Source organism: Neobacillus sp. SAB-20_R2A (genome assembly GCF_049568635.1).
GTDB classification, from domain to species: domain Bacteria; phylum Bacillota; class Bacilli; order Bacillales; family Cytobacillaceae; genus Neobacillus; species Neobacillus citreus.
This window is the reverse complement of the sequence record NZ_CP145895.1, coordinates 2,316,568-2,342,435: the sequence shown is the minus strand read 5'-3', so window position 1 is coordinate 2,342,435 and position 25,868 is coordinate 2,316,568. Positions and strand designations below refer to the sequence as shown.

Annotated in this window: 28 protein-coding genes and 1 other annotated feature; of the genes, 14 read left to right on the top strand and 14 right to left on the bottom strand. The window is 39.5% G+C overall.

All coding sequences use genetic code 11. The features are described 5' to 3' along the window. Nucleotides 1–184: 184 nt before the first annotated feature. Complete coding sequence (locus tag V5M37_RS11495; protein WP_423802035.1) at nucleotides 185–964, bottom strand: NlpC/P60 family protein; 780 nt, start codon at nucleotides 962–964, stop codon at nucleotides 185–187. Nucleotides 965–1,322: 358 nt separating this feature from the next. Here V5M37_RS11495 and V5M37_RS11490 point away from each other — a divergent pair, with 358 nt between their 5' ends. Continuing rightward, nucleotides 1,323–2,510: a TIGR04053 family radical SAM/SPASM domain-containing protein gene (locus V5M37_RS11490; RefSeq protein WP_423802034.1), complete on the top strand. Its 1,188-nt coding sequence runs from the start codon at nucleotides 1,323–1,325 to the stop codon at nucleotides 2,508–2,510. 43 nt (nucleotides 2,511–2,553) lie between these two features. On the opposite strand, the gene V5M37_RS11485 is transcribed toward V5M37_RS11490, so the two are convergent. The 3 genes from V5M37_RS11485 to V5M37_RS11475 are packed head-to-tail and all read right to left on the bottom strand — an operon-like array spanning nucleotide 2,554 to nucleotide 6,087. Further along, nucleotides 2,554–3,654, bottom strand: coding sequence for a Ger(x)C family spore germination protein (locus tag V5M37_RS11485; RefSeq protein WP_423802033.1), 1,101 nt, complete (start codon nucleotides 3,652–3,654; stop codon nucleotides 2,554–2,556). Then, nucleotides 3,651–4,727 (bottom strand): hypothetical protein, encoded by a 1,077-nt coding sequence (locus tag V5M37_RS11480; protein ID WP_423802032.1) that lies wholly within the window; start codon nucleotides 4,725–4,727, stop codon nucleotides 3,651–3,653. The genes V5M37_RS11485 and V5M37_RS11480 overlap by 4 nt, the downstream gene beginning before the upstream one ends. Nucleotides 4,728–4,752: 25 nt before the next feature. Next, entirely contained in the window at nucleotides 4,753–6,087 is a 1,335-nt protein-coding gene (locus V5M37_RS11475) for a spore germination protein (protein ID WP_423802031.1), read from the bottom strand. 167 nt (nucleotides 6,088–6,254) lie between these two features. Here V5M37_RS11475 and corA point away from each other — a divergent pair, with 167 nt between their 5' ends. Beyond that, nucleotides 6,255–7,205: a magnesium/cobalt transporter CorA gene (corA, locus tag V5M37_RS11470; RefSeq protein ID WP_423802030.1), complete on the top strand. Its 951-nt coding sequence runs from the start codon at nucleotides 6,255–6,257 to the stop codon at nucleotides 7,203–7,205. Nucleotides 7,206–7,274: 69 nt separating this feature from the next. Here corA and V5M37_RS11465 read toward each other — a convergent pair whose 3' ends face one another. Next, entirely contained in the window at nucleotides 7,275–7,982 is a 708-nt protein-coding gene (locus tag V5M37_RS11465; protein ID WP_423802029.1) for a DUF421 domain-containing protein, read from the bottom strand. 151 nt (nucleotides 7,983–8,133) lie between these two features. Between V5M37_RS11465 and V5M37_RS11460 the strand changes: the two genes are divergently transcribed. The 7 genes from V5M37_RS11460 to V5M37_RS11430 all read left to right on the top strand — a co-directional run bounded on the left by V5M37_RS11460 (nucleotide 8,134) and on the right by V5M37_RS11430 (nucleotide 13,939). Further along, the gene (locus V5M37_RS11460) at nucleotides 8,134–9,183 is read left to right on the top strand and encodes a M42 family metallopeptidase (protein ID WP_423802028.1); all 1,050 of its coding nucleotides are present in this window, start codon (nucleotides 8,134–8,136) and stop codon (nucleotides 9,181–9,183) included. A gap of 192 nt (nucleotides 9,184–9,375) precedes the next feature. Further along, entirely contained in the window at nucleotides 9,376–9,525 is a 150-nt protein-coding gene (gene dltX, locus V5M37_RS11455; protein ID WP_213140447.1) for a teichoic acid D-Ala incorporation-associated protein DltX, read from the top strand. Nucleotides 9,526–9,540: 15 nt separating this feature from the next. Next, nucleotides 9,541–11,058 (top strand): D-alanine--poly(phosphoribitol) ligase subunit DltA, encoded by a 1,518-nt coding sequence (gene dltA, locus V5M37_RS11450; protein WP_423802027.1) that lies wholly within the window; start codon nucleotides 9,541–9,543, stop codon nucleotides 11,056–11,058. Next, complete coding sequence (dltB, locus tag V5M37_RS11445; protein ID WP_423802026.1) at nucleotides 11,055–12,221, top strand: D-alanyl-lipoteichoic acid biosynthesis protein DltB; 1,167 nt, start codon at nucleotides 11,055–11,057, stop codon at nucleotides 12,219–12,221. Before dltA ends, dltB begins: the two co-directional genes overlap by 4 nt. A 5-nt stretch (nucleotides 12,222–12,226) precedes the next feature. After that, a complete protein-coding gene (gene dltC, locus V5M37_RS11440; protein ID WP_213115992.1) occupies nucleotides 12,227–12,463 on the top strand; it encodes a D-alanine--poly(phosphoribitol) ligase subunit DltC in 237 nt (78 codons plus the stop codon). After that, the gene (gene dltD / locus V5M37_RS11435) at nucleotides 12,460–13,656 is read left to right on the top strand and encodes a D-alanyl-lipoteichoic acid biosynthesis protein DltD (protein ID WP_423802025.1); all 1,197 of its coding nucleotides are present in this window, start codon (nucleotides 12,460–12,462) and stop codon (nucleotides 13,654–13,656) included. The genes dltC and dltD overlap by 4 nt, the downstream gene beginning before the upstream one ends. Before the next feature lie 73 nt (nucleotides 13,657–13,729). After that, nucleotides 13,730–13,939 (top strand): twin-arginine translocase TatA/TatE family subunit, encoded by a 210-nt coding sequence (locus tag V5M37_RS11430; protein WP_213140451.1) that lies wholly within the window; start codon nucleotides 13,730–13,732, stop codon nucleotides 13,937–13,939. Between the two features lie 69 nt (nucleotides 13,940–14,008). Here the strand turns inward: V5M37_RS11430 and V5M37_RS11425 are convergent, their stop codons facing one another. Both V5M37_RS11425 and V5M37_RS11420 read right to left on the bottom strand, forming a co-directional pair. Beyond that, nucleotides 14,009–14,131 (bottom strand): hypothetical protein, encoded by a 123-nt coding sequence (locus V5M37_RS11425; RefSeq protein WP_277398128.1) that lies wholly within the window; start codon nucleotides 14,129–14,131, stop codon nucleotides 14,009–14,011. A gap of 134 nt (nucleotides 14,132–14,265) precedes the next feature. Next, on the bottom strand, nucleotides 14,266–14,826 hold the full coding sequence (locus V5M37_RS11420; RefSeq protein WP_423802024.1) for a hypothetical protein: 561 nt from the start codon (nucleotides 14,824–14,826) through the stop codon (nucleotides 14,266–14,268). Between the two features lie 278 nt (nucleotides 14,827–15,104). Between V5M37_RS11420 and V5M37_RS11415 the strand changes: the two genes are divergently transcribed. After that, on the top strand, nucleotides 15,105–16,328 hold the full coding sequence (locus V5M37_RS11415; RefSeq protein WP_423802023.1) for an NAD(P)/FAD-dependent oxidoreductase: 1,224 nt from the start codon (nucleotides 15,105–15,107) through the stop codon (nucleotides 16,326–16,328). A gap of 102 nt (nucleotides 16,329–16,430) precedes the next feature. On the opposite strand, the gene V5M37_RS11410 is transcribed toward V5M37_RS11415, so the two are convergent. The 4 genes from V5M37_RS11410 to V5M37_RS11395 all read right to left on the bottom strand — a co-directional run bounded on the left by V5M37_RS11410 (nucleotide 16,431) and on the right by V5M37_RS11395 (nucleotide 19,547). Continuing rightward, the gene (locus tag V5M37_RS11410) at nucleotides 16,431–16,799 is read right to left on the bottom strand and encodes a VOC family protein (RefSeq protein WP_423802022.1); all 369 of its coding nucleotides are present in this window, start codon (nucleotides 16,797–16,799) and stop codon (nucleotides 16,431–16,433) included. A gap of 71 nt (nucleotides 16,800–16,870) precedes the next feature. Then, nucleotides 16,871–17,851, bottom strand: a complete 981-nt coding sequence (locus V5M37_RS11405; protein ID WP_423802021.1) for an ABC transporter permease — start codon at nucleotides 17,849–17,851, stop codon at nucleotides 16,871–16,873. Further along, nucleotides 17,844–18,758 (bottom strand): ATP-binding cassette domain-containing protein, encoded by a 915-nt coding sequence (locus V5M37_RS11400; RefSeq protein WP_423802020.1) that lies wholly within the window; start codon nucleotides 18,756–18,758, stop codon nucleotides 17,844–17,846. Before V5M37_RS11400 ends, V5M37_RS11405 begins: the two co-directional genes overlap by 8 nt. Nucleotides 18,759–18,770: 12 nt before the next feature. Continuing rightward, nucleotides 18,771–19,547: an SGNH/GDSL hydrolase family protein gene (locus V5M37_RS11395; RefSeq protein ID WP_423802019.1), complete on the bottom strand. Its 777-nt coding sequence runs from the start codon at nucleotides 19,545–19,547 to the stop codon at nucleotides 18,771–18,773. A 216-nt stretch (nucleotides 19,548–19,763) separates the two neighbouring features. Between V5M37_RS11395 and V5M37_RS11390 the strand changes: the two genes are divergently transcribed. Beyond that, nucleotides 19,764–20,612: a DegV family protein gene (locus V5M37_RS11390; protein WP_423802018.1), complete on the top strand. Its 849-nt coding sequence runs from the start codon at nucleotides 19,764–19,766 to the stop codon at nucleotides 20,610–20,612. A 122-nt stretch (nucleotides 20,613–20,734) separates the two neighbouring features. Here V5M37_RS11390 and hmpA read toward each other — a convergent pair whose 3' ends face one another. Then, nucleotides 20,735–22,000, bottom strand: a complete 1,266-nt coding sequence (gene hmpA, locus V5M37_RS11385; RefSeq protein ID WP_423802017.1) for an NO-inducible flavohemoprotein — start codon at nucleotides 21,998–22,000, stop codon at nucleotides 20,735–20,737. A gap of 222 nt (nucleotides 22,001–22,222) precedes the next feature. Here hmpA and V5M37_RS11380 point away from each other — a divergent pair, with 222 nt between their 5' ends. After that, on the top strand, nucleotides 22,223–22,834 hold the full coding sequence (locus tag V5M37_RS11380; protein ID WP_423802611.1) for a YdcF family protein: 612 nt from the start codon (nucleotides 22,223–22,225) through the stop codon (nucleotides 22,832–22,834). Between the two features lie 4 nt (nucleotides 22,835–22,838). Here the strand turns inward: V5M37_RS11380 and V5M37_RS11375 are convergent, their stop codons facing one another. Then, nucleotides 22,839–23,399 carry a GNAT family N-acetyltransferase gene (locus V5M37_RS11375; protein WP_423802016.1) on the bottom strand — a complete coding sequence of 187 codons (561 nt, stop codon included), beginning with the start codon at nucleotides 23,397–23,399 and terminating at the stop codon, nucleotides 22,839–22,841. A 61-nt stretch (nucleotides 23,400–23,460) separates the two neighbouring features. Further along, nucleotides 23,461–24,891, bottom strand: coding sequence for a proline--tRNA ligase (gene proS, locus V5M37_RS11370; RefSeq protein ID WP_423802015.1), 1,431 nt, complete (start codon nucleotides 24,889–24,891; stop codon nucleotides 23,461–23,463). Between the two features lie 95 nt (nucleotides 24,892–24,986). Continuing rightward, nucleotides 24,987–25,202 (bottom strand) — a binding site (T-box leader). A gap of 169 nt (nucleotides 25,203–25,371) precedes the next feature. Here proS and V5M37_RS11365 point away from each other — a divergent pair. Next, nucleotides 25,372–25,509: a hypothetical protein gene (locus tag V5M37_RS11365; RefSeq protein ID WP_423802014.1), complete on the top strand. Its 138-nt coding sequence runs from the start codon at nucleotides 25,372–25,374 to the stop codon at nucleotides 25,507–25,509. A 102-nt stretch (nucleotides 25,510–25,611) separates the two neighbouring features. Further along, entirely contained in the window at nucleotides 25,612–25,812 is a 201-nt protein-coding gene (locus V5M37_RS11360) for a hypothetical protein (RefSeq protein ID WP_423802013.1), read from the top strand. Nucleotides 25,813–25,868 lie beyond the last annotated feature (56 nt).

The window sequence follows — 25,868 nt, the reverse complement described above, 5'->3', positions numbered from 1 at the left end:
CGATAATGAACCATTCAACCTCCGCCCCCTTTTAATAGATATTTGTTTTTGCCCGGCCTTTCTTGGCCGGGTATTTTTTTATGTATAGTATAATGGCAAAATATATTTTCATAAACGATTACTTTCTAATTTTTTAGATAAAGAAAAGACCTTTGCCGATACGAAAAGGTCTTTTCTGTCTTTATTAAAACGCTGTTCGCGCACCAAGGTAGCGAGATTTCCAGTAGGTAAGGCTCATATCGCTGATGGTGACCCCTTTTGATCCTGCATTAATAAATTTATTGTCCCCAATGTAAATGCCTACATGTGTTGGACCTGGTGCATATGTTTCATAAAACACTAAATCACCGGGTTTAGGACTTGTGATTGGAGTTAATCCGGACCACTGTGTCGCGGCTGTACGCGGAATGGATATTCCTACTTTACCAAACACGTATTTTGTAAAACCGCTGCAATCAAATCCGGCAGGCGTATTTCCACCCCATAAATATGGTGTTCCTATCAATTTTTTCGCCTCATCGACTACCAATTGTGCTTTTGAAACTGTTGGCGCGGGTGCTGGTGCCGGAGCTGGTGTAGGAGTTGCTGCTGTTTCCGGAACCCAAAGCTTCAGGACTTGTCCCACATAAATAGTGTCAGAAGTTAAATTATTGATAGATTTAAGCTGGGCAACTGATACATTGTTGTTGACGCCGATTCGGTAAAGGGTGTCACCCTTTTGAACTGTGTATTCATGAGAATGAGGAGCAAGTAATGATAGTTTTTGATTTACGTAGATGGTATCGCTATTGAGGTTATTCCATGCTTTTAAGTCCGTAACTGATAGATTGTTTGTGTGCGAGATTCTCCAAAGGGTATCTCCAGATTGAACCGTATAGGTCATTTCGTGGGCGCTTGCGGCTCCCGCATAAGAGGATAAGAAGATGCCGGCTGCCGTGACGGCTGTCAGTAGCTGTTTTTTCATTCTTGTTGCACTCCTTCAAGATATTTGTATTTACATGGTATCGAATAGTTTAGTTGGATAAAATGCCAAAGATATGGTTTACATGGCAGTGTTCGACACAATTGGAAATAAACAGGCCAAATATAACAAATGATAACTACTCTAAAGTACATCCAATCCTTGATTTTTTTACACTTTTGCTATTTTCATATAACTATTTGTGACATCAATGTAACAAAATTGTAATAGTTGAAAGACATTACTAGTAATGTAGAAATATTGTAACAAAGCACCCATGCACTAGAAGACTTCAATTTTATAATGAACCTATAGAACGTTTTCAAGGTTACAAAAATATCTATGAAACATGGTGATGAAAATGCAAGGATTTAGTAAGGGACATCCTCAAGAAATGGGTCAAGGCCACCCGCATGGTAGAGGAAAATCAATTGATTATGATCAAAATCCGTTTATTGTCATTTGGGAGGTTACTAGGGCCTGCCAACTAAAGTGTGTACATTGCCGGGCAGATGCACAGCTAACACCGGACCCGCGGGAGCTGACTCACGAAGAAGGAATCAATCTCATTGATCAAATCTATGAAATGGACAACCCGATGCTTGTGTTCACCGGTGGGGATTGTATGATGAGGGAAGATTTGTTTGAGTTGGCTGACTATGCTATCAATAAAGGTATGCGTGTTTCGATGACACCGAGCGCAACACCAAATGTCACCATCGAGAAAATGAAGCGTGCCAAAGAAGTCGGCCTCTCGCGCTGGGGTTTCAGCCTTGATGGTCCGACACCGGAAATTCATGACCATTTTAGGGGCACACCTGGTTCCTTTGAATTGACTCTTGAGAAAATAAAATACTTAAATGAATTACAAATGCCGCTGCAAATTAACACGGTAATCTCACGATATAATTATGACCATCTGGAGCGAATGGCCGAGCTTGTCGGAGAACTTGGTGCTGTTATGTGGTATATCTTCCTGCTTGTTCCTACTGGACGTGGGCAACTGGATGCCTGTATTTCACCTGCCCAGCATGAGAAGGTTTTCCGCTGGCTTTATGAATTGAGCAAAACTGCGCCATATGATATTAAAACGACAGCTGCCCAGCATTATCGCCGTGTTGTCCTTCAGCAGAAAACCCGTGATCATCTGATTGAAAAAGGGGAAATTCGCTACGAGGATTCGATTACAACCGATTTCGCCTCGATGCATGACGGGCTAAAGCGGGCGCCAAAAGGCGTCAATGACGGAAATGGGTTTGCCTTCGTTTCTCATATTGGCGATGTGATGCCAAGCGGACTGCTGCCGATTGTCGGCGGCAACATTCGCGAGGAACCTTTGGCAAGGATTTATCGTGAGGCAAAAGTATTTAAAGAACTGCGCCAGCCTGACAATTATAAAGGAAAATGCGGCATATGCGAATACAACAAAATCTGCGGCGGATCCCGTTCGAGAACATTTGCCGTCACCGGAGATTATTTAGAAAGTGAGCCATTCTGCGTTTATATTCCGCAAGCGATGCGAAACAAAGAAACTGAACCAGTTGTTTGATACAATTTTAAAAAGGGCCATCCTTTGCAGGAGAGCCCTTTCTTCATTCAATTAATCCTGTATCCGTAATTTTAACTTTCGTATCTACCTTAAAGACTATTTTGGGATATATTTGTTTCCATTCCTCCCAATCATTCTCACTAAAATGGCGGGAACGATAGTGCAATCCAAAGCCAATCGGGTCCAGGCCTGACTTCTGTATTTTCACTAAAACGGCTTTGATAAATTTGTTCGCTTCTTTTTCTACTTCCTTTTCATATTTGGCTAATCTGGTATTGGGAATTTTTCTGCTTGTCTCCTCTACGATCCCCTTTATTTTAACATCAAATTTTATATACGGAGTTTTCCCCTTTGGCGTATATATTTTATACTTCGAGCTTATTTTTTGAGTATCTATAAAAAACCTCGTTTTGCCTTTTTTTGCCCATATTGCTGATTTTTCTTCCTTATTCAAAAGGAAGTTAAGTGCTTTTGTATCCTCAGGAGTAAGGGTGAGTTCCATATGACTTTTATTGAAAAGACCAGTGGTTTTAATTTCAAATAATCCCTTTTTTGCTTCCACAATCGGCAGCATCGGGTCCAACCCCCGTTCAATCAGCCTCATCTTAAAGTCAAACAGGAAATCCGGCAGAATATAAGGTGTTTCCGAGCCGTCTTGTCCCATAGCGAGAAACAATGAATTCGACGGAATTTGTTCTGATTTTGGTTTGACCTTTAGCACCTCAAGCGCGCTAGGCCTGGCAACTGCCACCCAGGAAATCATTTGAATATCTCTTCTTCTTGACAGCCAATAGTAAATCCCGGCATTACCCCTTTGTTTTGCAAGCTTCTCCCCTACCAAAATCATTTTGGCATGACTAAAATCGATTTCTTTATCCACTTTTGTTTTAATAATTCGGACCGCATCCGACATTGAGTCTGCTTGTTCTGATACTATCGTGAATTCGTTTGGCTGTTGTTTTGACCCGCTTGGAATGGCAAATTTAAGGTGGACATCATATCTCTTCGAACTGTTCTTGGCAAGATCCACCCCAATACTGACGACAAACAGGCGCTTATCGATATCTTTGAAACCGCACCCAGTCAGAAGTAAGGAACCTGTGCCGATGAAAACTGCAACAAACCAATTTACAGTGCTTTTCATGCGATCTGCCTCCTTGCCCATAAGCTAAAAGAAATCACAAGGATTATTTCAAAACCTAATCGAAAAATCATCCAATAGGTAGTAATCTGATTTAAAAGGATTGTCTCAATAAACATGACTGCAATCACTGCACACCCAGAATAGGCTGAAAGGGCAACCCATTTCATTTTTTTATTTTCCTTTTTCCTAAATGTCCCCTTTAATAATTCAAATGCTACATGCCATTGTACCGTGATACTCATAAGCGTAATACTCATATAGAACATTAAAAAAATAAAAATGACTCTCTCTATCGGGCTGTAAACGAGGCGCAGGGAATCTGACGTCGATATCCAAGGGTATAGAAATTCCTGGGCACCGTCGGATCCATGAAAGCCGATTGGAATAAAAAAAGTAGTAAATAAATTAAAAATACTCATAAAGAAAATAATGACAAAATTCCAAGCTTTAAGTTTTTCTTTAATGACACGGTTAAAAATAACAAGATTGGCATAACCGCTAAAAACGTAAGAAGCTGCAGCAATGGCTTTTACGCTTGGCCGATCGAACAGATGGGTGCCAACCTCAAGAATCGAATCCCAGCTTAAATAATCACTGGTGAATGCTTTAAAAACGATAAAACCGATTAATGGTGTATTCATAAACAGGACAATTTCTAAAATATACATAACCCTTTCAGTAGGAAGCTGAATAATAAATATAATTGCGATTAAATAAATCGTCAGCAATAATAATCTTGGCATTTCAGGGTTGATAAAACGGGTTAAGATATCAATAAAACCAACCAGCGTGATGAGCCCAGCAGAAAAACCGGCAAGCTGGATACTGCCAAAAAAAAGAAATTTTAACCATCGGCGCTTAAAATATTTATCAGCAATTTCGGGAAACCCTAGCCCGGGGAATTTCGTGATTGCCTTACTGAAAAGGAAGGAAAGCGTAAAACCAATCGGTATGGCAATCAACATCCCCATTACTGCGCCTTCATAACGGTATTCAATTAAAATTTTCGGCACAAAAATGATTACGTTAATTAACATATTTGTTAATATTAAATAGAGAAAATATCGGTTCAATGCAGTCCTCCCTCCTAATCTAAAATTACTTTTTATTTGGCTTCGTTTGAATTAAAGTAAGAAAAGGCTGGCCAAAACTGTCAAGCTTAACCATGTACGCAATAAACAACAAAAACCCAATACCTACACCAACCAGCCCAAACACAGTGGCGAGTCCCAATACGATATATTTGACAACTCTTACCGAAAAACTAAAGGCGTTAATCGGGACAACAAAATTAGAAATGGCAACAGTAGATACAATGATAATCATAATATTACTCACTAGCCCTGCCTCTGTTGCTGCCTGTCCCAAAATTAAACCGCCTACGGTTGTCGCTGTTGGTCCAATTGCCTTTGGCAGCCGTATGCTGGCCTCTGTCAACATTTCCATCATAAACAGCATCAGCAATACTTCGACAAATGAAGGATACGGAACAAGATTTCGACTCCCAGCAATCGATAAGGCCAATTGCACCCGATATATCTCCGGATTATAACTAGTTGTCGCCACATACAGCCCCGGTAAAACTATGCTGACAAAAAGGCCGATATAACGCATTGTTTGCAGGAATCTCCCAACCCAATAGGTTTGATAAATATCAGCCATCGAAGCCATAAAATCCTTCATCGAAGTCGGCAAAACAACGGCGAATGGCGATCCGTGAATTAATAAAATTATTTTTCCTGTTGACAAATTTATGGCGACCCGATCCGGTCTTTCCGTCACAAGCATGACCGGAAACAAGGATCGATTACTTTTTTTGATACTGTCAAGCAGCTGTTCCCCTGTTTGAAACATATTAATCTTGACATTACCCAAAAATTCTTTGATTCGGCCTAATGTGTCCATATCAGCAAATCTAGTGTCATAAAGGAGCATCACCTTCGTTTTGGAAATGGCCCCCACTTGTGAGGATTCAACTTTTAATGTGGCTTCTGGATAACGGTGGCGGATCAGTCCAAGATTTGTCGGCAAACTTTCACTAAATCCCGATTGCGGCCCTTGTATCGTCGTTTCCACCGTTGTATCTTGAACAGCATTATTATGGTCAACCTTGCAATCAAATAAAAAAATATAGTCCTGATAAAAAAGGACTGCCTCCCCCCTAAGCACACTTTCGACCGTTTGCTCCTCAGTCTTAAATACTGTTATTTTTGGATGAGATTGAAGATAATCCAGAAATAACTCAGAGCCTTGAATTTCAAAAAAAGGTTTAAGTACATATTCGCCTAAAACCTGTTCATCACTGATTGATTTTATATAATAGGTTTCAAGATATTTTTCTTTCGTGAAGTTTTCTTTAAATACTACATCTTCCGCTTTTTGTATCTTGCTCATTATGCTTTCTTTGATGGATTCCACTTTAGTAGTCGGCATATGTCTCCCTCTTTAACAACTGCTTTGTACGTTACTGTCCCACAACAGCTGGTATTTTATTCTAAAAAAAGAGGGTTTTTATGGGGGTTACTTTATGGTTTTTCGTTGGGTTTAGTGGTATTATCGTAATAGTTTTTAAACATTTGTGCGCTTTTTAAGGAGTCTTTATGATAAGAACCATTGCTATTAAAAACAATAAGGAAATCGTCAAAGACGTGGATATCATTCACTTGGTTAAGGGAAATTTCAAGTGGTACTGGATTGATTTTAATCAGCCGACAGATGAGGAAATCGAATTCCTGAGGGACCCACTCTCTTTTCATCCATTGGCAATTGAGGATTGTATTCATCATTTACAAAGGCCAAAGTTAGATTATTATGATAACTATACTTTTTTTGTCACTCAATCCTTAAACCAGGAAACGATTTCAAAAGAAGAGGTGGATTTCTTTCTTAGCGGGAACTATATTGTTACATTTCATCACAACCCCTCAATGGAAATCAACGAAGTATGGAACCGTTTAAGTCAATCTCCACATATTCAAAAATGGGATCCCTCCCACGTCCTTTATAATATTATTGATAAAATGGTGGACAACTATTTTCCTCCAATTTATAAGATTGAAGACCGCTTAAGTGAGATTGATGAGAATTCAACAGGCAGATCAATGGAGGTGTTGTTGGAGGATTTGTTTGATACTCGGCATCAGCTTCTATCGTTACGACATACGATTACACCGATGCGCGACCTAATCTATCGAATGTTAAATTCGCAGCGGATGACGGAAATGCAAGGGAAAATGGTTTACTTTTCCGATATCCATGACCATTTGTTAAAATTAACAGAAATGATTGAAGCAAACAGGGAATTAACGACGGATATCCGGGACAGCTATATATCCATCAACTCCCACCAGACAAATCACGTGATGAAGGTCTTGACTGTCATCACAACTATTTTCATGCCACTGACTTTTATTGCCGGCCTCTACGGAATGAACTTTCATTATATGCCAGAGCTTAATTGGACATATGGTTATTTTGCTGTCCTTTTTCTGATGTTCCTAGTCGGGCTTTGGATGTTCTTATGGTTTAAGAAAAAAGGATGGTTTAAGTAAATAAAGGGGTGTCCTTAAAATTTTTTTATACCTTTGGGACCCCCTCTTATTAACCCCACATGATATCATTTAATTATCTTCTCCCGGATTGTAATAGTAAGGATCTCCCTTATGTTCCTTTATTACATCATTATCAATAAATAACTTCCCATTTTCTAAATAAGTGGCTAATATGATGTCTTCCACTTTTTCACCCGTTTTTTTTACCTCGTTCATCAGCCAGCCTTGTTCTAGTTTAAGATATTTTAGATTATGATAAATAATTTGCCCGTCCATAATTAGTGGTATTGGGACATACTCTTTCTTCACCTTTAAATTTAAATCTTTCGGCTGAATTGGCCGGTATTCTGATTTAGGTATCACACTAATGCTGCCTGTTTCCTCCATTACGGCAAGATCAATATTTTGCGTATCCGTATACCCTTGCACCCTCAAATGCGATAATAATTCATTCATCGGCATACGCACCTTTTTCAGTCCTGTCCGATCTATATCACCATTGCGAATTAACACAGTAGGACTTTCATAAATGATCCATCTTAATTTGTTATGTAACGATAGACGAATTAAAATTTTATATAATACGACTGTTATTGCTGCATAAGTTAAAGCTTTGCCTAGTCCATTTACCTCAATAGGCGTACTAATAATATTTGTAAGGACAAAGATATACAAAAGATCGAAGGTATGCATCTGCGATACAGCCTTTTTACCTGTCACCCTTAAAAATACATATCCTGCTAAAAAAACAATAATTGTGCGATAGATTAATTCCAATATGTATCTCCCCTAGCAATAGTAAAACGACCATTTGACTCGATGTTAGTATTAGATTTTTTTTTTGCATCTAAACCAGAAGCATTTTATTAACATGGAAATTTAGATGTATAATAAAAAAGATCGCTATTATAGAGAGGAGATCGTAATTGTGGCATATCCAAACACGGAAGATACAATGAAGCTATTGACAGAGTTAGTCTCCATTCCAAGCCCTTCCGGAAATACGAATGAAGTGATTACCTTTGTTGAAAAATTCTTTGCTGAACTGCAGATTGAAACGAAGAGAAATCGTAAAGGCGGCCTTATTGCAACACTTGAAGGCAAAGACAAAAGCCAGCAGAGGATGCTGACCGCTCATGTAGATACACTCGGTGCCATGGTAAAGGAAATAAAATCTAATGGCAGACTGAAAATTGACCTGATTGGCGGATTTAAATACAACTCGATCGAAGGTGAATACTGCCAAATTGAAACATCGAGCGGCAAGAAATTCACTGGGACCATCCTGATGCATCAAACATCCGTCCACGTTTACAAAGATGCCGGAAAAGCGGAACGGAATCAGGAGAATATGGAAATTCGAATTGATGAGAAAGTACATACAGCAGATGAAGTCCGCGCGCTTGGAATTGAAGTAGGAGATTTTGTTTCTTTTGACCCGCGCGTTGAGGTGACACCGAGCGGTTATATCAAGTCTCGCCACTTGGATGATAAAGCGAGCGTGGCTGTTCTCCTGCAATTAATTAAACAAATTAAAACGGAGAATATCCTTTTACCTTACACAACGCATTTCCTCATTTCGAATAATGAGGAAATTGGCTATGGCGGCAACTCCAATATTACACCGGAAACGGTTGAATACTTAGCGGTGGATATGGGAGCAATGGGAGACGGACAGTCAACCGATGAATACACGGTTTCGATCTGTGTGAAGGATTCAAGCGGCCCATATCATTACGGCTTACGTAAACATTTGGTGCAGCTTGCAGAAGCTAACAATATCGGATATAAGCTTGATATTTATCCGCACTATGGCTCAGATGCCTCCGCTGCCATCCGTTCAGGACATGATATTGTCCATGGATTAATCGGCCCCGGCATCGATTCATCACACGCGTTTGAACGGACCCACAAATCGTCACTAGAAAATACAGCCAAGCTTTTGTACCATTACGTTCAATCGGATCTAATTTTATAAAACCTTCTTAATTAAAAAGACCAATTGGTGCCCCAATTGGTCTTTTTGCCGCTTAGTTTCTTAATAAAATTTAATAATTTATTAAGTTTTTATTTATTGAGGCGGGAATAAAAGCTATTTATGATTAGTTAGTAGATTAAAAAAATGGTTCATTTTAACTACATCAAAACAACAATACTGGAGGATTCACCAATGTTTGCTAGGTTAAAAGTTTTCTTTGCCAATCAGAAGATAAAATGGTTTGGCAGATTTTTTTATTACTTGCTTATCCTCCTTCTATTATTCTTCATGTATGGCTTCAACGATGCAAGCGCAGGTGCTTATATTTATAACGATTTTTAACGGGAGGCATCCAAGATGAAAATGTTATCAACCATTCAGAACTTTGCAATTTCAAATCCAAATACATTGGCATATATCTCTCCCACTGAAGAAATCACTTATGGTGAGTTATGGAGACAATCTGAACAAGTAGGAGCATATCTTCTTAACGAAATGAACGAAAGAAAAAATCCTGTGATTGTTTACGGCCATATGGATGCTTCCATGATTAGTTCCTTTTTGGGCTGCGTAAAAGCAGGATTAGCCTATATCCCTGTTGATACCTCCATTCCAATCGAAAGAATCATGACGATCATCAACCGTTCCCATGCGGAATTCGTAATCAATACAACTGGGCTGGACCTTAATGTTGACAATCTTCCTGTCACGACTGTTAATTTTGAAAAAATCATGGCTGAACAGGTAACAACTGCCCCAATTCATGTCGGAAATTGGGTTGACGGTGACGAAAACTATTACATTATTTATACATCGGGCAGTACGGGCAATCCAAAAGGTGTGCAGATTTCCGCCAATAACCTGCAAAGCTTTGTCGATTGGATGTTGAATGACTTTCCAATCACAAGAAATCAGCGGTTCCTTAACCAGGCTCCTTACTCTTTTGATCTTTCCGTAATGGACCTATATCCAGCGCTTGCAAGCGGAGGGACTATTTTCGCGATTACAAAAGAGATGATTGCTAAGCCAAAGCTGCTATTTGAAGCATTAGCAAAATCCAAAACAGAGGTCTGGACCTCGACACCATCATTCGTGCAAATGTGCTTAATGGATCCATCCTTTAACCAAGAGCTTTTACCGGAACTGCGGATATTCTTATTTTGCGGTGAGATCTTGCCGACAACGATTTGTCAGCAGTTAATGGAACGATTCCCTAAAGCCAGGATTTTTAACACCTACGGGCCTACGGAAGCAACGGTTGCGGTCACTTCCGTTGAGGTAACTTCAGAATTGCTTGAAGCGAATCCCAATCTGCCAATCGGAAAACCTAAAGCAGATACCCAGATTTTCATTGTCGATGAAAACGGCACCATCGTCCTACCGGGAGAAAAAGGTGAAATGATTATTGTCGGTCCAAGTGTAAGTAAAGGCTATCTTGGAGAAAAAGAGCTGACTGAAAAAGCCTTTCTTCGTATCGATGATAAACAGGCCTATCGAACAGGTGACGCCGCTTTTATCGACGAAAAAGGTTTGATTTTCTACAAAGGCAGAATCGATTTTCAAATCAAACTGCACGGCTACCGGATGGAATTGGAGGAGATTGAACATCATATTGCCAATTCCAAATATGTTAAATCTGCAGCGGTAGTGCCTATTTACCAAAATGACAAAATAGAGTATTTACTGGCAGCCATCATTCCTACTGCTCATGAGTTTGAAAAGGAATTTCAGTTGACGAATGCGATCAAAAAAGAACTCAGCAACGTATTGCCCGTTTATATGATTCCGAGAAAGTTCTCCTATTTTGAAGAACTGCCGATGACGGCAAACGGAAAAATGGATCGCAAAAAATTTAAGGAATTGGTGTTGCAATGACACCATATGGTTCTTTTACATTTTTTATCATCCTTGCTGTACTTTTAGCGCCAACTGCTGTTCTGGGACTTATGGGAAAAAGATTTCACACTTACAATATGGTTATAACGGTTATTGCGCTAGGGTTAATCTTTGCTTCATCCCTTAAGCAGGCTGCGGCCTTAAGTCTATTTACCGTTTGGCAGGTAGTATTAATACAGTCATATATTTCGTACCGAAAAAAGAGCAATAGCAATGGCGTCTTTTACGGGGCCGTGATCCTATCGATTTTACCGCTTGTTCTTTACAAGCTGCTGCCCTATTTTTCGGATGTTAATTTCATCGGTTTTCTAGGTATTTCCTATTTAACGTTTAAGGGCACACAATTAGTAATGGAAACAAGGGATGGACTGATCAAGAAAAACCCTCCCCTTTCCCGCCTGCTCTATTTTATCTTGTTTTTCCCGACTATTTCATCCGGCCCGATTGACCGCTATCGTCGATTTGAAAAGGATATGGCTGTTGAAATGCCAGGGGAACAATATAAATTGTTACTTTATGAAGGAATCAATAAAATTTTTCGTGGTTTCCTATATAAATACATTATCGGCTACTCTATTAATCACTATTTTATAGCCAATCTAAGATTTATTGCTCACAGTCATCTTGAGAATCATCTTTATTATATGTATGCTTACAGCCTTTACCTATTTTTTGATTTTGCCGGTTATAGCGCGTTTGCAGTTGGTGTCAGCTATATTATGGGGATTAAATCGCCGGAAAACTTTAATAAGCCATTTATCAGCCGTAATATAAAAGATTTCTGGAACCGCTGGCATATGAGCCTTTCTTTTTGGTTTAGGGACTATGTCTATATGAGATTTGTCTTTTGGATGACTAAGAAGAAATGGACAAAAAACAGAAACCTGCTCTCAAACCTTGGCTACATTCTGCTGTTTTTATTAATGGGAGTCTGGCACGGCCTTGAGATGCAATATATCATTTATGGGATTTACCACGCTGTATTAATGGTAGCCTATAATTCATTTGAGCAGTTGAATAAAAAGCATAAATGGTGGCCGCAAAATAAATGGACAAATGCCATCTCAATTGTGATTACCTTCCATTTCATTTGCTTTGGTTTTTATATTTTCTCTGGACAATTATTTCATAAAGGAGCTTGATTAAGATGGAATTCAAAAATGAAGTGATTTCTTTGTTAGCAGAAATTTGTCAGGACGATATTGTGAAGGAAAATCCGGATATTGATTTATTTGATGCCGGTTTATTAGATTCATTCGGAACAGTCGAACTGCTTGTTCAAGCCGAGGAACGTTTCGGTATTACTGTTCCGATTACAGAATTTGATCGTGAAACATGGAATACACCGAATCAAATTGCCATTCAGCTGGCTGATTTAAAATGAAAAAAGCCTTATTTTCTCCCATCCTCATAGCCTTTCTTGGATTGGTTATGATCATTGGGATACCCAATAATTGGATTATCAATATGATTCCCAAAAACAGGGTAGCACAAGCTGCAACAGAATTAAACCCATTTATGTTTCAAGGTAAGTATATTCAAGATAAGATGCTTGAAGATCCTCGTTATTTACCTATTTATGGGTCTTCTGAGCTTGCAAGGCTGGACCGTTTCCACCCAAATAATTATTTTCAAGAAACCGGGGCAGATTTTACCCCTTTTCTTGTTGGCCGGGGAGGAATGGAATCATTAATCCATTTTCTTAATTTTTCAGAACATGCCCAGCAGCTGAAAGGCAAGAAGTTAGTTTTTGTTCTATCGCCACAATGGTTTCAGCCTAAAGGTACAGACGAAACCCATTTTGTTCCAAACTATTCCTCTTTACAGGGATATGATTTAGCCTTTAACAGAAATATCAATCCAAACCTTAAGAAAAAGGCAATGAAACGTCTTTTACAGTTCTCGCCTGTACAAAACGATCCGATTCTTTCTACAATGTACCGGGCGGAATTGACAAAAGATCCGTGGATTAAACGAGAAAGTTATCTGGTGCGTCCGATTGCGTTCACCTATCGGGAGTTATTGGAGAAGAAAGACCTTTATTATACGTTAGCGGGTGGGTTTTCAAGCAAACGGGACATTAGTCCATCGGTTAAAAATAAATCATGGACTGAATTAGCGGAACAGGCAGACCGATATGGTGAGAAAAGAGCAACGAATAATGCCTTTTATATCAGTAACTATCAGTATGATAAAATTCGAAAATTATTGCCTTCATTAAAAAACTCAAAAACAGGTGCTTCTTATGGCGAATCACCTGAATACGATGATTTTGAACTTGTTCTTGATCTTTTAAAGGATTCAGGGGCAGAACCATTATTTATATCTGTTCCGGTCAATGGTAAATGGTATGACTATACTGATTTCCCTCAAGAGGGTCGATCCGCGTACTACGATCGTATTAAGAAGCAAATTGAGGCGAACGACTTTCGGGTTGCCGATTTCTCCAATCATGAATACGACCCCTACTTTATGAAGGATACTATTCATATAGGCTGGAAAGGCTGGGTTTATGTTGATAAAGCCATAAAAGATTTCTATGATGGACATGAAAATACATCGGTAGCCTTGGAATAGACAGTCCTAGAAAAATGGCGGATAAATCTGTATAATATATCTGAACAAATAATCATCGCTAGGAGATGAAGGAATGTTTTCCAACATTGGAGTACCCGGATTAATTTTGATCTTAATTGTTGCGTTAGTTATTTTTGGTCCAAATAAACTGCCGGAAATTGGCCGTGCCTTTGGTAAGTCCATCCGTGAATTTAAAAATGCCACCAGCGGAATTGCTGAAGATATTAAGGCGGAAATACATGAAGACATTAAAGAGGCGAAAAAAGTCGACATTACAAAATAATCCTAAGAACAAGGCTGTCTCAAAACACAAGGGCTTGACCCGTGTTGAGGCAGCCCTTTTTACTAGTCATTATCTTCTTGATTTTGCCAGTCCCTGAAGTTGATTCATGAGTTTTTTACGGGACTTGTCATTCCGCATTAAATACGCAGCACCTAATGCTACAGTTGTCATCATTAATTTTTTTCGATCCATACCCATACCTCCCTTTCATGTCTCCCTTTTAAAATTCCCCTTTGACAGTCTTTTAATAATGTAATTTTTATATTGTATAAACACTCAATAGAAAAAGCCAACTACAAATAATTGGCTTTTTCTTTAAGATTTTTTTATTCACCGAGTTTTTCTTTGAGCTTCGCATTATGTTCCTTAAATTGTAATAATAATTGATTAAGGGTTTCTGCTGCCTTTTTCGAATCGTTCTTCTCTACCGCAAGACTAAGGTCATGAAATGTTTTCCATTTCATCATATCTTTTTCACCATGAACCTTTTTGATAAATTCTTCTTTAGTAATTTTCCCTTCATCTAATTGTTTCTTAAGCTCAGTCATTTTTTGCATTTTCTCTTTCTTCCATTGCTCCCGTTTTCCGGCATTTTCCGGACCCATCCATTTGGTGCGAAGAGCATTTCTCTCCTTTAGAACAGCCTCCCATTCTTTTTTCTTATCTGGAGTATACTTCTCTACCGATGATAAAAGCTGCTTCTGCCGTTCTGCCATTTTAGCCTGCCAGTCACGATGCATCCCATGTTCATGCTTAGTCTCTTCTGATTCGCAGTCACATGGTTTTTCAAGCTGTTTCCCAGTAGTGTCAGGCACCATATTCGCCTTCCCAAGGCCAGGTACCGCCAAGAACAGTCCCAATAATAAACAAGCTATTTTACTTTTCATAAAAATCTCCTTTCAAAATCTTTTATATTGTTTCGAAACCAATAAATGGAATTTGGCACGAATTTATAATGCCCAATTTACGAAAAAAAATTTACCATTTTGACAAAATTTTAGTGATTATTAACTTGTACTCTCTTACAAAATATCGTAATCTATATACATGAATCACTTGTGAATATTTTCACATACTAAAAATAATAAAGCATGTTTGCTTATTTTTTAAAAATTTCATGTGAAATATTTCACAAATTAGGCGTTTTACTGGGAGCTGATGACATATGACAAAGAAAAAAATTGTGATTCTCGGTGCTGGATACGGGGGCATTATTACAAGCAAACGACTGGAGAAGTTGTTAAAAGACGGGGAAGCAGACGTAACCCTTATTAATAAACACGATTATCATTACATAACCACCCAGCTCCACAAAATTGGCGTTGGTACGGCGGCAGATCGGCAATTTGCCATTTCCATTCCGGATTTAGTTGACGCTAGCAAAACCCGATTTATTAAAGGTGCAGTATCCACTGTCGATATCCAAAACCAGTTAGTTCACCTAGATGGCGGGGATACCATAGAATACGACTATTTAGTGTCGGCATTAGGCTTTGAAGTAGAAACATTTGGGATTCCAGGCATTAAAGAAAATGCCTTGGCAATCCGCAGCTTTAGAAGCTCAAAAGCAATTTATCATCATATCACAAAGCAGTTGAACCTTTATAAAGAGGATCAAGACCCTTCTCGGTTAACCTTTGTGGTTGCTGGCGGGGGATTTACCGGGATTGAGATGCTAGGAGAATTAGCTGAGGGACTGCCTAATCTTTGCAGGCAACACAATATTCCATTTGAAAAAGTAAAAATTATTGCCGTGGAAGCGGCTCAATCTGTTATTCCCTTCTTTCCAAAACAATCAATAAAGTATGCAACCGAAACATTAGAGAAATTTAATGTTGAATTAATTACTTCGAAGAAAATATTGGAATGCACTCCGGAAAAAATAATGTTAGAAACCGATTTGGAAATTCCTGCTCGAACCATAATATGGTCCTGTGGCGTAAAGGCAAATTCCATTGTCGAAAAATTTGGATTGCCGCTGGAAAAAGGAAAGATTCCTGTTGATTCGTACCTTAGGGTAAAAAATATGACGAACGTCTTCAGCATTGGGGATTGCTCACTATTCATGAAGGATGAAAGAAGCTCTTTACCCCCTACTGCGCAGGTTGCCCTCCAGCAAGCACCTGTTTGTGCACAGAACATTGTGTCTACACTCCGCGGCAATGAATTGAAGGTGTTTGAATATCATCATAAAGGGACAGTTGCTTCCATTGGCAATTTTGCCGCAGTTGGCTTAGTTGGTCGCTTCCGCCTTTCCGGATTATTTGGCGCCTTCATGAAACAGGTGATTGAAGCACGATATTTGTTCAATCTTGGCGGACCTGCATTAATCCTAAAGCAGCACTTTAGAATCGACCGCGACCCTGTCAAAATCACTGCAAAACAATAACCTTATGATTAGAGGACGCAGCCAACTTACCTGCCTCGATTGATTAGAAAGGCAGTCTCATCCGATATAGAAAACAGCCCGCTTGTGACAGCGGGCTGTTTTCTATATCCATTCCAATAACTCAAGGCGGTTTCCGAATGGATCATGCAGGTGGATTCGGTTTGCACCAGGGAGATTGTCGTCTGTAGTAAAAGGTATATTGTTATTATTTAGATGCTCTTTTAAGGCATCGATGTTTTCCACAACAAGGGCGGGATGGGCTTTTTTAGCAGGGCTAAAGGGCTCTTCTACTCCAATATGAATTTGGAACGTACCAAACTCAAACCAAACGCCGCCGCGTTTCTTTAATTCCTCCGGTTTCTCCACCTCGGCTAACCCTAAAATATCTCCAAAGAATTTTCTCGCTTCGTCTTTACAGCCTTTTGGAGCAGCTAGTTGAACATGATCAATTTTTTTGACGACAAATGACATATTGATTCCCCCATTTTCTTCGTTTACACCTTTTATTTTATAAAATTTAAAAATTTCTATCAAATTTTAATTTAGTAAACATCCCTCTTGGTAAAGACCATAAACGATACCATTAATGCTGCCGCCCACCACACTAAGAGGGTGAGTAATGAAAACGACAGCGTCATACCTTCAATTGGCGGTGCGTTGCCCTTCATATAGTCTGTCAGTCTTAAATTCACCATAAAAAAGAATTTGGCTGATTTCCATGAAGAAACCATATTATTTAAAATCGCCCCGGAAATTAAGGCTGCCAGCATAACCCCCATCCCTGCCGCGGTACTGCGGATTAAAACCGATAACATAAATGACAAGGTGCCAACGACGATAGCTACGAACCAAACAAGTCCAAAATCCATTAATAAAAACTTCCACAGACTTAACAGCCTTACTTCAGATGTATTTAACCCGGTATCGGTAACGCTGAATCCAGTCAGGATCGGTGCGCCCCACCCTTTATATCCGAAAACAAGTCCGGAAATACCATATGAGAGAATTCCGGCAATGGCGATAATTAATGAAACGGCAAGGCATAGTGTTATGTATTTGCTTAAGAGGATTTTCCATCTTTTGACGGGCCGGGTTAAGAGCAGTTTGACAGTGCCAAGACTATGCTCAGAGGAAACCAAGTCACTCGCTATAACCATCACCATTAAAGGAATAAACAGGTCAATCGAATTTTCCAGAAAAATCCGCATAAAAGTAGGTGCCCCGGGTTCTGAGGGATTGATATCATGTTCAAGGTAATACTGCTGCTGCTGAAGCGAGATTTGCAGCTGTTTTTTCCATTCGTCTGAAATCCGGCTGCTCGATAAACGATTGGTGGTGTCGACAATCTGCTGCTGAAGGATGGTCCGCCAATCACTGGTGCCCAATTTCTCCCGCTGTGTTTCAATCTGCTTATATTGAGCATAAGTAAACAACATGACAAGAACGCCAATGATGATGGCAATAACGATTAATCGTTTCTTGGCTATCAGCTTGAGCATTTCATTTTGAATCAATTTATGCAATTGTCTCACCCCCAGTAAGCTCAAGGAACAAATCTTCGAGCACAGGAAGCTTTCGATGGAATTCAATTACCGAAACCCCAGCTTCAACAAGCTGTTTATTCCACTCAGGCGTTCTTTGTTCGTCAAACTCTGTTAAAATGGTGCCGTCTTCTTTTTCTTCTATTGCTGTCAAAGCTGCTAATACTTGTTTTCCTTTGTCAATCGGCGCAAGCCGCCAGACGACTCTTTCACGATTTGATAACAACTTTTCAACTGTATCTATGCGTATGATGGCACCCTTTGAAATAATGGCAACCCGGTCACACAATAACTGAATTTCACTTAATAAATGGCTCGAGACAAGGACACTCAATCCTTCCTGTTCGGCCAAGAAGCGGATAAATTCCCGCATTTCACGAATTCCGGCGGGATCTAGTCCGTTAGTAGGCTCATCCAGAATCAGCACCTTCGGATTTCCTAATAGTGCTTGGGCAATTCCCAGGCGCTGCCGCATACCAAGTGAGTAAGTTTTTACTTTATCATGAATTCTTTCGGTCAAGCCAACAAGCTCCGTCACTTCCTTAATGCGTTCTTCGCCGATCCCATCAAGCATGCGAGCAAAATGAAGCAGGTTATTATAACCCGACAAATATGGGTATAATTCTGGATTTTCGACAATACAGCCCAAATTTTCCATGGCCTTTTGAAAATGCTCTCTAATGTTAAAACCACAAATGTGAATAGTTCCGGAGGTCGGTTTGATTAGACCGACTAGCATACGGATTGTCGTTGTTTTGCCTGCGCCATTTGGTCCGAGGAAGCCAAATACTTCTCCTTCCCGCAAGTCAAAGCTCAATCCCCTGATAATCTCTTTACGCCCGATTACTTTTTTCAAATCCTTAACGGACAATGTTATTTTTTTCTCCATCGGTTTAACTCCTTACCATGTCATCAATGCAGCAACTCGTTCAGCTATTAACCGATACCCTTTTTGATTCGGATGGAACTTATCCGAATATAAATAATCATTTACCTTCAATTCAAATAAATCGAACGTCGGAACAAATACGATTTTAGGGAATAAGGCACTAATTTCAGCGCTATCGTAATTCCATTTCCGAACAACTTTTGACATTTCTTTTCCTTGATTTAATTCAATGAAAGGATTGTACAAACCAACAAAGAACACATTGGCAGTTTGATTGTATTTGCGTATTTCTGTGAAAATAAAATTCAAATTATCCAGATATTTTTTCTCAATGGCGGTTATATCCTCCGCTTGAAAATCCATTAACCCCTGTCCGCCTCGAAACAAATCGTTACCGCCGATTGTCACTAGCACAACATCTGCTTTTTGGATTTGTCTTCCGACCTCCTCCTCCTGAACCTGGTTGCGAAGCTGGTCCGATCTTTGGCCATTAATGCCGAGGTTGGTCAGTTGGACAGACTTTTTGGTTTTTTCCTTGATTTCGTCTACTAGGACACCTACATAGCCTTTACCCGTCTCATCACCAGTTCCTCGTGTTAAGGAATCCCCAAGAGCCACTACGGTTAATCCCTTTTTCTGGTCAACTTTCTGCTCCGAAACGGATGGCTTAGAGATATTTCCCGATGTACCTGCATAATACTCCCCAACTGCCCAACCAAGTCCACCAAGCCAGAGGAGACAAAGGAGAACTGCCACGCCCGTTATCGTCCGAATTGAATTCTTACTCATATATTCATCCTTTCTGCCCTTCTTCTATCTTTAATTTAAACACTAATTGTTTGGGAAGCAAATTTGAGAATATGAATTTTAAGCGAAAACTTAAAATATTTATTGACTCTACAATACGATTCTAGTATCTTTTATGTAGTTATGAAAACTACATGATTTGCTATTTTGAAATGTAAGCTATTACATCTATTGAATTACGCGGAAGGAAGAGGACTTATGAACAAGGCAAAGATTGCATGGATTACCGATACAACATCTTCTCTCTCTAAGGAATTTATTGAGAAGAATGACATACATGTTATCCCGCTGCATGTTGTAATTAACGACGAATTTTATAAGGAAACGATTGATATTACTCAAGAGGAATTTTACGAGCGAATGAAAAATGAGGATGGGAAATTCCAATCTTCCCAGCCGTCCATCAATGATTTCGTAGAGCTCTATGAGAAGTTGAAAGAGGAATATGATTTCGGGATTGCTGTCCATGCATCAAGTGTTCTAACCGGTACCTATCAAACTTCCGTTTTAGCCGCTAATATGGCTGGCTTTAAACTTTACGCTATTGATTCTCTTACAGGATCATATCCACTTTCCTTTATTGTTAAAAGAGGGATTGAGCTTGTTGAACAAGGACTCGAGATTGAAGAAGTTGTAAATCGGCTAAATGCTTTGCGTGACCATACGCGACTATTTTTAGTCCCTTCTAATCTCGATCAGCTGCACAAAAGCGGCCGCGTCTCAGGCGGACAAAAAATACTAGCATCTCTTCTAAATATCAAGCCGATATTAGCCATCGAGGAAGGTACGGCAAAAATTAAAGACAAAGTCCGTTCCGATAAAAAAGCCTTTGCTTGGCTAATAAAGACATTAAAAGAAGATTTGGAAACAAAAAAGGTCCAAAAAGCGGCTATTCTTCACGCAAACGATTCAAAAAAGGCATCAGAACTGGAGAAATTACTTAACGAAACCTTCCCAAATTTAAAAACTGAGATTATGATGTTGATAACCGTTGCAGGAGTTCATACTGGGGTCGGGACGACAGGTCTTTCCTGGGTATGCGAATAAATGAAAACTCGCCGATTGGCGAGTCCGATAGGACGAAGACAGAGGCGTAGTTGAATTTATACTTTCCTATTAGCTAAAAATAAAACCCGAATTCCATTCTTGGAAATCCGGGTTTTTGTTTATTAAACTGTAACTAACTCCTCAGACCGTTCGGCAATGGCTGTATCCTTTTCGTTATTTTCTAAACTTCCCATTGGTCCAAAGAATTCAAAGTGGATTCTCTCTTCAGTTACCCCAAGTCCTTTTAAAGAGCCATTAATGGCCTTCATGAATGGAACCGGTCCGCAGAAATAGAATTCAGCATCTTCAATTGCTACATTCTCTTGCAGCCATTCACGTGTCACATAGCCTTCAACATCGAAACGATTGTTTTGGCGATCATCTTCTGTTGGGGAATCATAAAAAATGCAGCTATTTACATTGTCAAGCTGTGCAAGTTCTTCAACTTCTTCCCTAAGCGCATGGACATTACCATTTGCTGCCGCATGGACGAAGGTAACCTTTCTTTCCGGCTGAAGTTCTACCACTGTTTTTAACATGCTCATCATTGGCGTTAAACCTACACCGCCGCTAAGTAATACGACCGGATTCGTTTTTTCAGTATTTAACACAAAATCCCCTGCTGGCGCACTTACCTTTAAAATGTCTCCTTCTTTTACTTCATCATGAAGGTAATTAGATACGACTCCATCCGGATTTGGAGTACCTGCCTCGCGTTTCACGCTGATACGATAGTAATGTTTTCCTGGAGCATCTGAAAGGCTGTATTGACGGATATGGGTAAACTTTTCCCCTTTAATCTCTAGTAAAATACTAATATATTGACCTGGTTCAAAGCCGGCAATCTCTTTTTGGTCTTCAGGCTTTAAATAGAAGGATGTAATGACATCACTTTCGATCACTTTGCGGTCAACGATAAAGTTGCGAAAACCGTCCCAGCCGCCTGTTTGATTAGCTGCTTGACCATACATTTCTGCTTCCACACCGATGAAGGCACCTGCGATTACTTCATAGGCTTGAGCCCAGGCATCGATGATTTCATCAGTTGCTGCATCTCCTAAAACATCCTTGATTGCAAGCAGCAAATGTTTTCCGACAATCGGATAATGCTCGGGTTTGATGCCGAGGCTTCTATGCTTGTGGGCAATTTGTTTGACCACAGGAATAATGGCTTCAAGATTGTCAATATACATTGCCGCAGCATAAACCGTTCCGGCAAGAGCTTTTTGTTGTCTTCCCTGTTTTTGGTTGGCGTGATTGAAAATGTTCAATAATTCAGGATGGTTCCCAAACATAAGCTGATAAAAGCGTGTCGTAATTTTTTCACCGTGTTGTTCTAAAACTGGAACTGTTGATTTAATAATCTCGATTGTTTTTTGGTCTAACATTATTGTCACTCCTCTTTGTGTTTCCACTATAAATGCAGTGAAATATATATCCGTAGTGAATTATATGATAGAAATCACTGAGACAAAGTGATGTAAATCACATATTATTATTTTTGAATAATTCGGACTATGACTTTAGTCGCAAAATTTTCCAGTCAATTCATTTATAATGTAAAATAAAAAGGATTGGTAAATTGTTGAGGTGCGAAATCAATGAAAAGGATTCGAAAAAAGACAGTTTTATTGTTTTGGGTAATATTTGCGGCGGGGATCATTTATGCAGCCTTTTTACAATATAAGATATCCTTAAATTATGGTGTAGTTCCTGCTAAAAATGCGGATTACCTAATTGTTCTTGGCGCTAGAGTCAAAGGCACCGAACCATCGTTAACATTAGCTAGCGGAATAGATGCAGCTGCGGTATATTTAAAGAAAAACCCGAGCACAATAGCCATTGCTTCAGGAGGGCAAGGTCCCGGAGAGGATATATCTGAAGCTGAATGTATAAAAAGAGAACTACAGAAACTTGGGATTAACGAATCTCGGATTGTTTTAGAAGGTAAATCAACTGATACATATGAAAATATTCGTTTTTCCAAAAAGCTCATTCCGACATCTGCTAAAGATGGTGTTGTAGTAACGAATGACTTTCATCTCTATCGTGCCTTGTCACTTGCCGCTGACGCCAACCTTAAGGTACAAGGGCTTCCAGCGGAAACACCGTTGATCGCTGTCCCAAAATCATATATTCGTGAATATTTGGCAATTACAAAATATTATTTAGTTACGTCCCTAGCTAATTTAAAAACTCGACTTTTGGTCGAGTTTTTTTAATACTTTATTTTATTTTGGCAAAAACACATGTATCTCTTGATTCATTTCCAACAACAGAAATACTATCATTTTTTAAAATGCCTTCCAGGTCAAATCCCAGACGTTCGGGAATGGCCCGGCTTTTCACGTTTTTGGAATCGCAGCGGATTTCTACCCGCTTGGCGTTCAATTCTTGAAAAGCAAAATTGGTAATACCCTCAACCGCTTCCGTTATGTAACCCTTTCCGCTATGCCGTGTATCAATCCAGTAGCCAATTTCAAATTTGGGAACATCCCAGTTGATCCTATGCAATCCGGAAGATGCAATAAACTCACCGGTTTCTTTATGAAATATATGCAATCTTAGATCTTCTCTAGTGAGAAACTTCGCATGCGCTTCACGCATGTTGGCCTCTACCTCTTCTGGCGTTTGATCGCGGTGGGCCCAAGGCATCCACGGCTTCAGTTCGGTCAAGGAAGCCTGCATTGCCTCATAAACCACTTTTCCGTCACCCGGCATCGGCTTACGAATAACTAATCTTTCTGTGTAAAATTCTTCTGGGAAATCTATTAAGATAGGTTTCATTTTGTGCACCTCCTAAAAATGGGCTCTTCCGTCTTGAAAGAGCCCCCCAAAAAGGTATTTTTTAATATGCTTTTGCCCAGTAAACCATCTGATCTGCATCTTTTCCGCAGCAAACGCATTTATCTGATACTTTTTCTTGTTCAAATGGGATACAACGTGACGTAGCGCCGGTATCTTCTTTGATTTTTTCCTCGCAGGCTAACTCTCCGCACCACATTGCTTTGATAAATCCTGGCTTTGCTTCTAAAGATTCCTTTAATTCAGCAAGTGTAGTCGCAACCGATGTTCTTTCTTCACGATGCTTTAACGCTTTGTTGTACAGGTTCGACTGAATCTCCTCAAGCAGCGCTACAAGCTTCTCTTCTAGTTGATCCATTGAAACGACGATTTTTTCCAAAGTGTCCCGGCGCACCAAAACTACCTGCTTGTTTTCGATATCCTTTGGACCAACTTCCAAACGGACAGGAATACCTTTCATTTCGTACTCATTGAACTTCCAGCCTGGCTTTTTGTCGCTGGCATCGATATCGACACGAGCCACTTTGCCAAGGGAATTTTTCAAGTCATATGCAAAGTCCAGTACGCCCTCTTTATGCTGTGCGATTGGCACAATCATGACTTGAGTTGGTGCTGCCTTTGGCGGAATCACAAGACCGCGGTCGTCGCCGTGCACCATGATTAAGGCGCCGATTACACGGGTTGTAAAGCCCCATGATGTTTGATGGACATATTGAAGCTTTCCGTCCTTATCAGTGTACTGAATCCCAAATGCTTCAGCAAAGCCAGTGCCAAAGTGGTGGGAAGTACCGGATTGCAATGCTTTACCATCATGCATTAAACTTTCAACCGTAAAGGTATGTTTTGCCCCAGCGAATTTTTCCTTTTCCGTTTTTTCCCCTTTTACAACAGGAATCGCTAGAGTGTTCTCAAGTACATCAGCATACACATTCAGCATTTTGATGGTTTCTTCCATCGCATCTTCATCGGTTGCATGGGCAGTATGGCCTTCCTGCCACAAGAATTCTAATGTCCGTAAGAATGGACGGGTTGTTTTCTCCCAGCGGACGACGTTTGCCCATTGATTATAAAGCTTTGGTAAATCACGATAGGAGTGAATAATATTTTTATAATGCTCACAGAACAGAACCTCAGAAGTTGGGCGGACAACTAATCTTTCTGCCAACTCTTCAGATCCGCCATGGGTAACCCATGCAACTTCAGGAGCAAAACCCTCTACGTGGTCCTTTTCTTTTTGCAGTAGACTTTCAGGGATAAATAATGGCATATAAACATTTTCATGCCCTGTTTCCTTAATCCGACGGTCTACTTCATTTTTGATATTATCCCACAATGCAAACCCATATGGGCGGATAATCATCGAACCGCGGACGCTTGAATAATCGATTAAATCTGCTTTAGTAACAACATCTGTATACCACTGCGCGAAGTCCTCATCCATCGCAGTAATATCTTTTACAAATTCCTTAGCCATTTTGACACCTCATCATTTTCTGAAAAATATTTCCCGCTCCAGCGCCTGTTTTAGACGCATTTAGCTTTTTGCATATAAAAAGGCCTTGATCCTAAAAAAGGGACCAAGGCCTGGCGGTACCACCCTAAATTCATAAAGCAAATGCTTTAAACTCTTTGCATGATAACGGATTTGATCCGCATGTATCTTCAATCCATCCGATACAGAACTCGGGAGGCAGGTTCAAATGACCGTCTTAAGAAACCTCACACCAATGGTTTCCTCTCTTGGTAAGACCTTTTCATTTTACTAATCCCCGTCATTGTTTCTAGTTATATTTTTGAAAAAATTATATATTTCCCTTAGCTAAAAGTCAATTCCTTCATAAGAATATTTTTCTCAACATCAACCATTATTGCCTTTTTTTAATTTTTAATACTACTTTAATCGACGTACCGAATCAGTTAAAATGCTATTAATAGCTAAATTGGGGTGATTTGCATGGAAAAGGAAAAAAAGGATGAACTCGTGCTCGATGAGGAAGAAAAAGAAGCATTGCTTGAATACATGAGAATGCAAAATGAAGCCCTGAAACGTATTTTTAAAAATGCCGTTGATAAAGAAAAAAATGAAGGATGATTCCTCAATTTGTTTCATAAACCGCTTTTTTAAAATCTAGCATTATTTCCCCCTACCCGAATATGATTAATAGAGAAATGATAGATTTTAGGGGGCATGCTAGTGGTAAGGAAAGAACTGGAAATTAAAAGTAGTCCTAGTACAACAAACAATAAAAATGATATTAAGGTGAATAACCAATTCAGTCTAACAATTAACTTTGGCGATTCATTAAATGTGCTGGCATTGATAGCCGGTATATATCTAATCAAAAGAATCAAGAATAAGAAAAAATTACAAAAGCATATGGAGCAATGGCCTTGATTATTATACAATCAGGGTCTTTTTTTGCTGTTTGTTCCTAATTGACACAATATTTA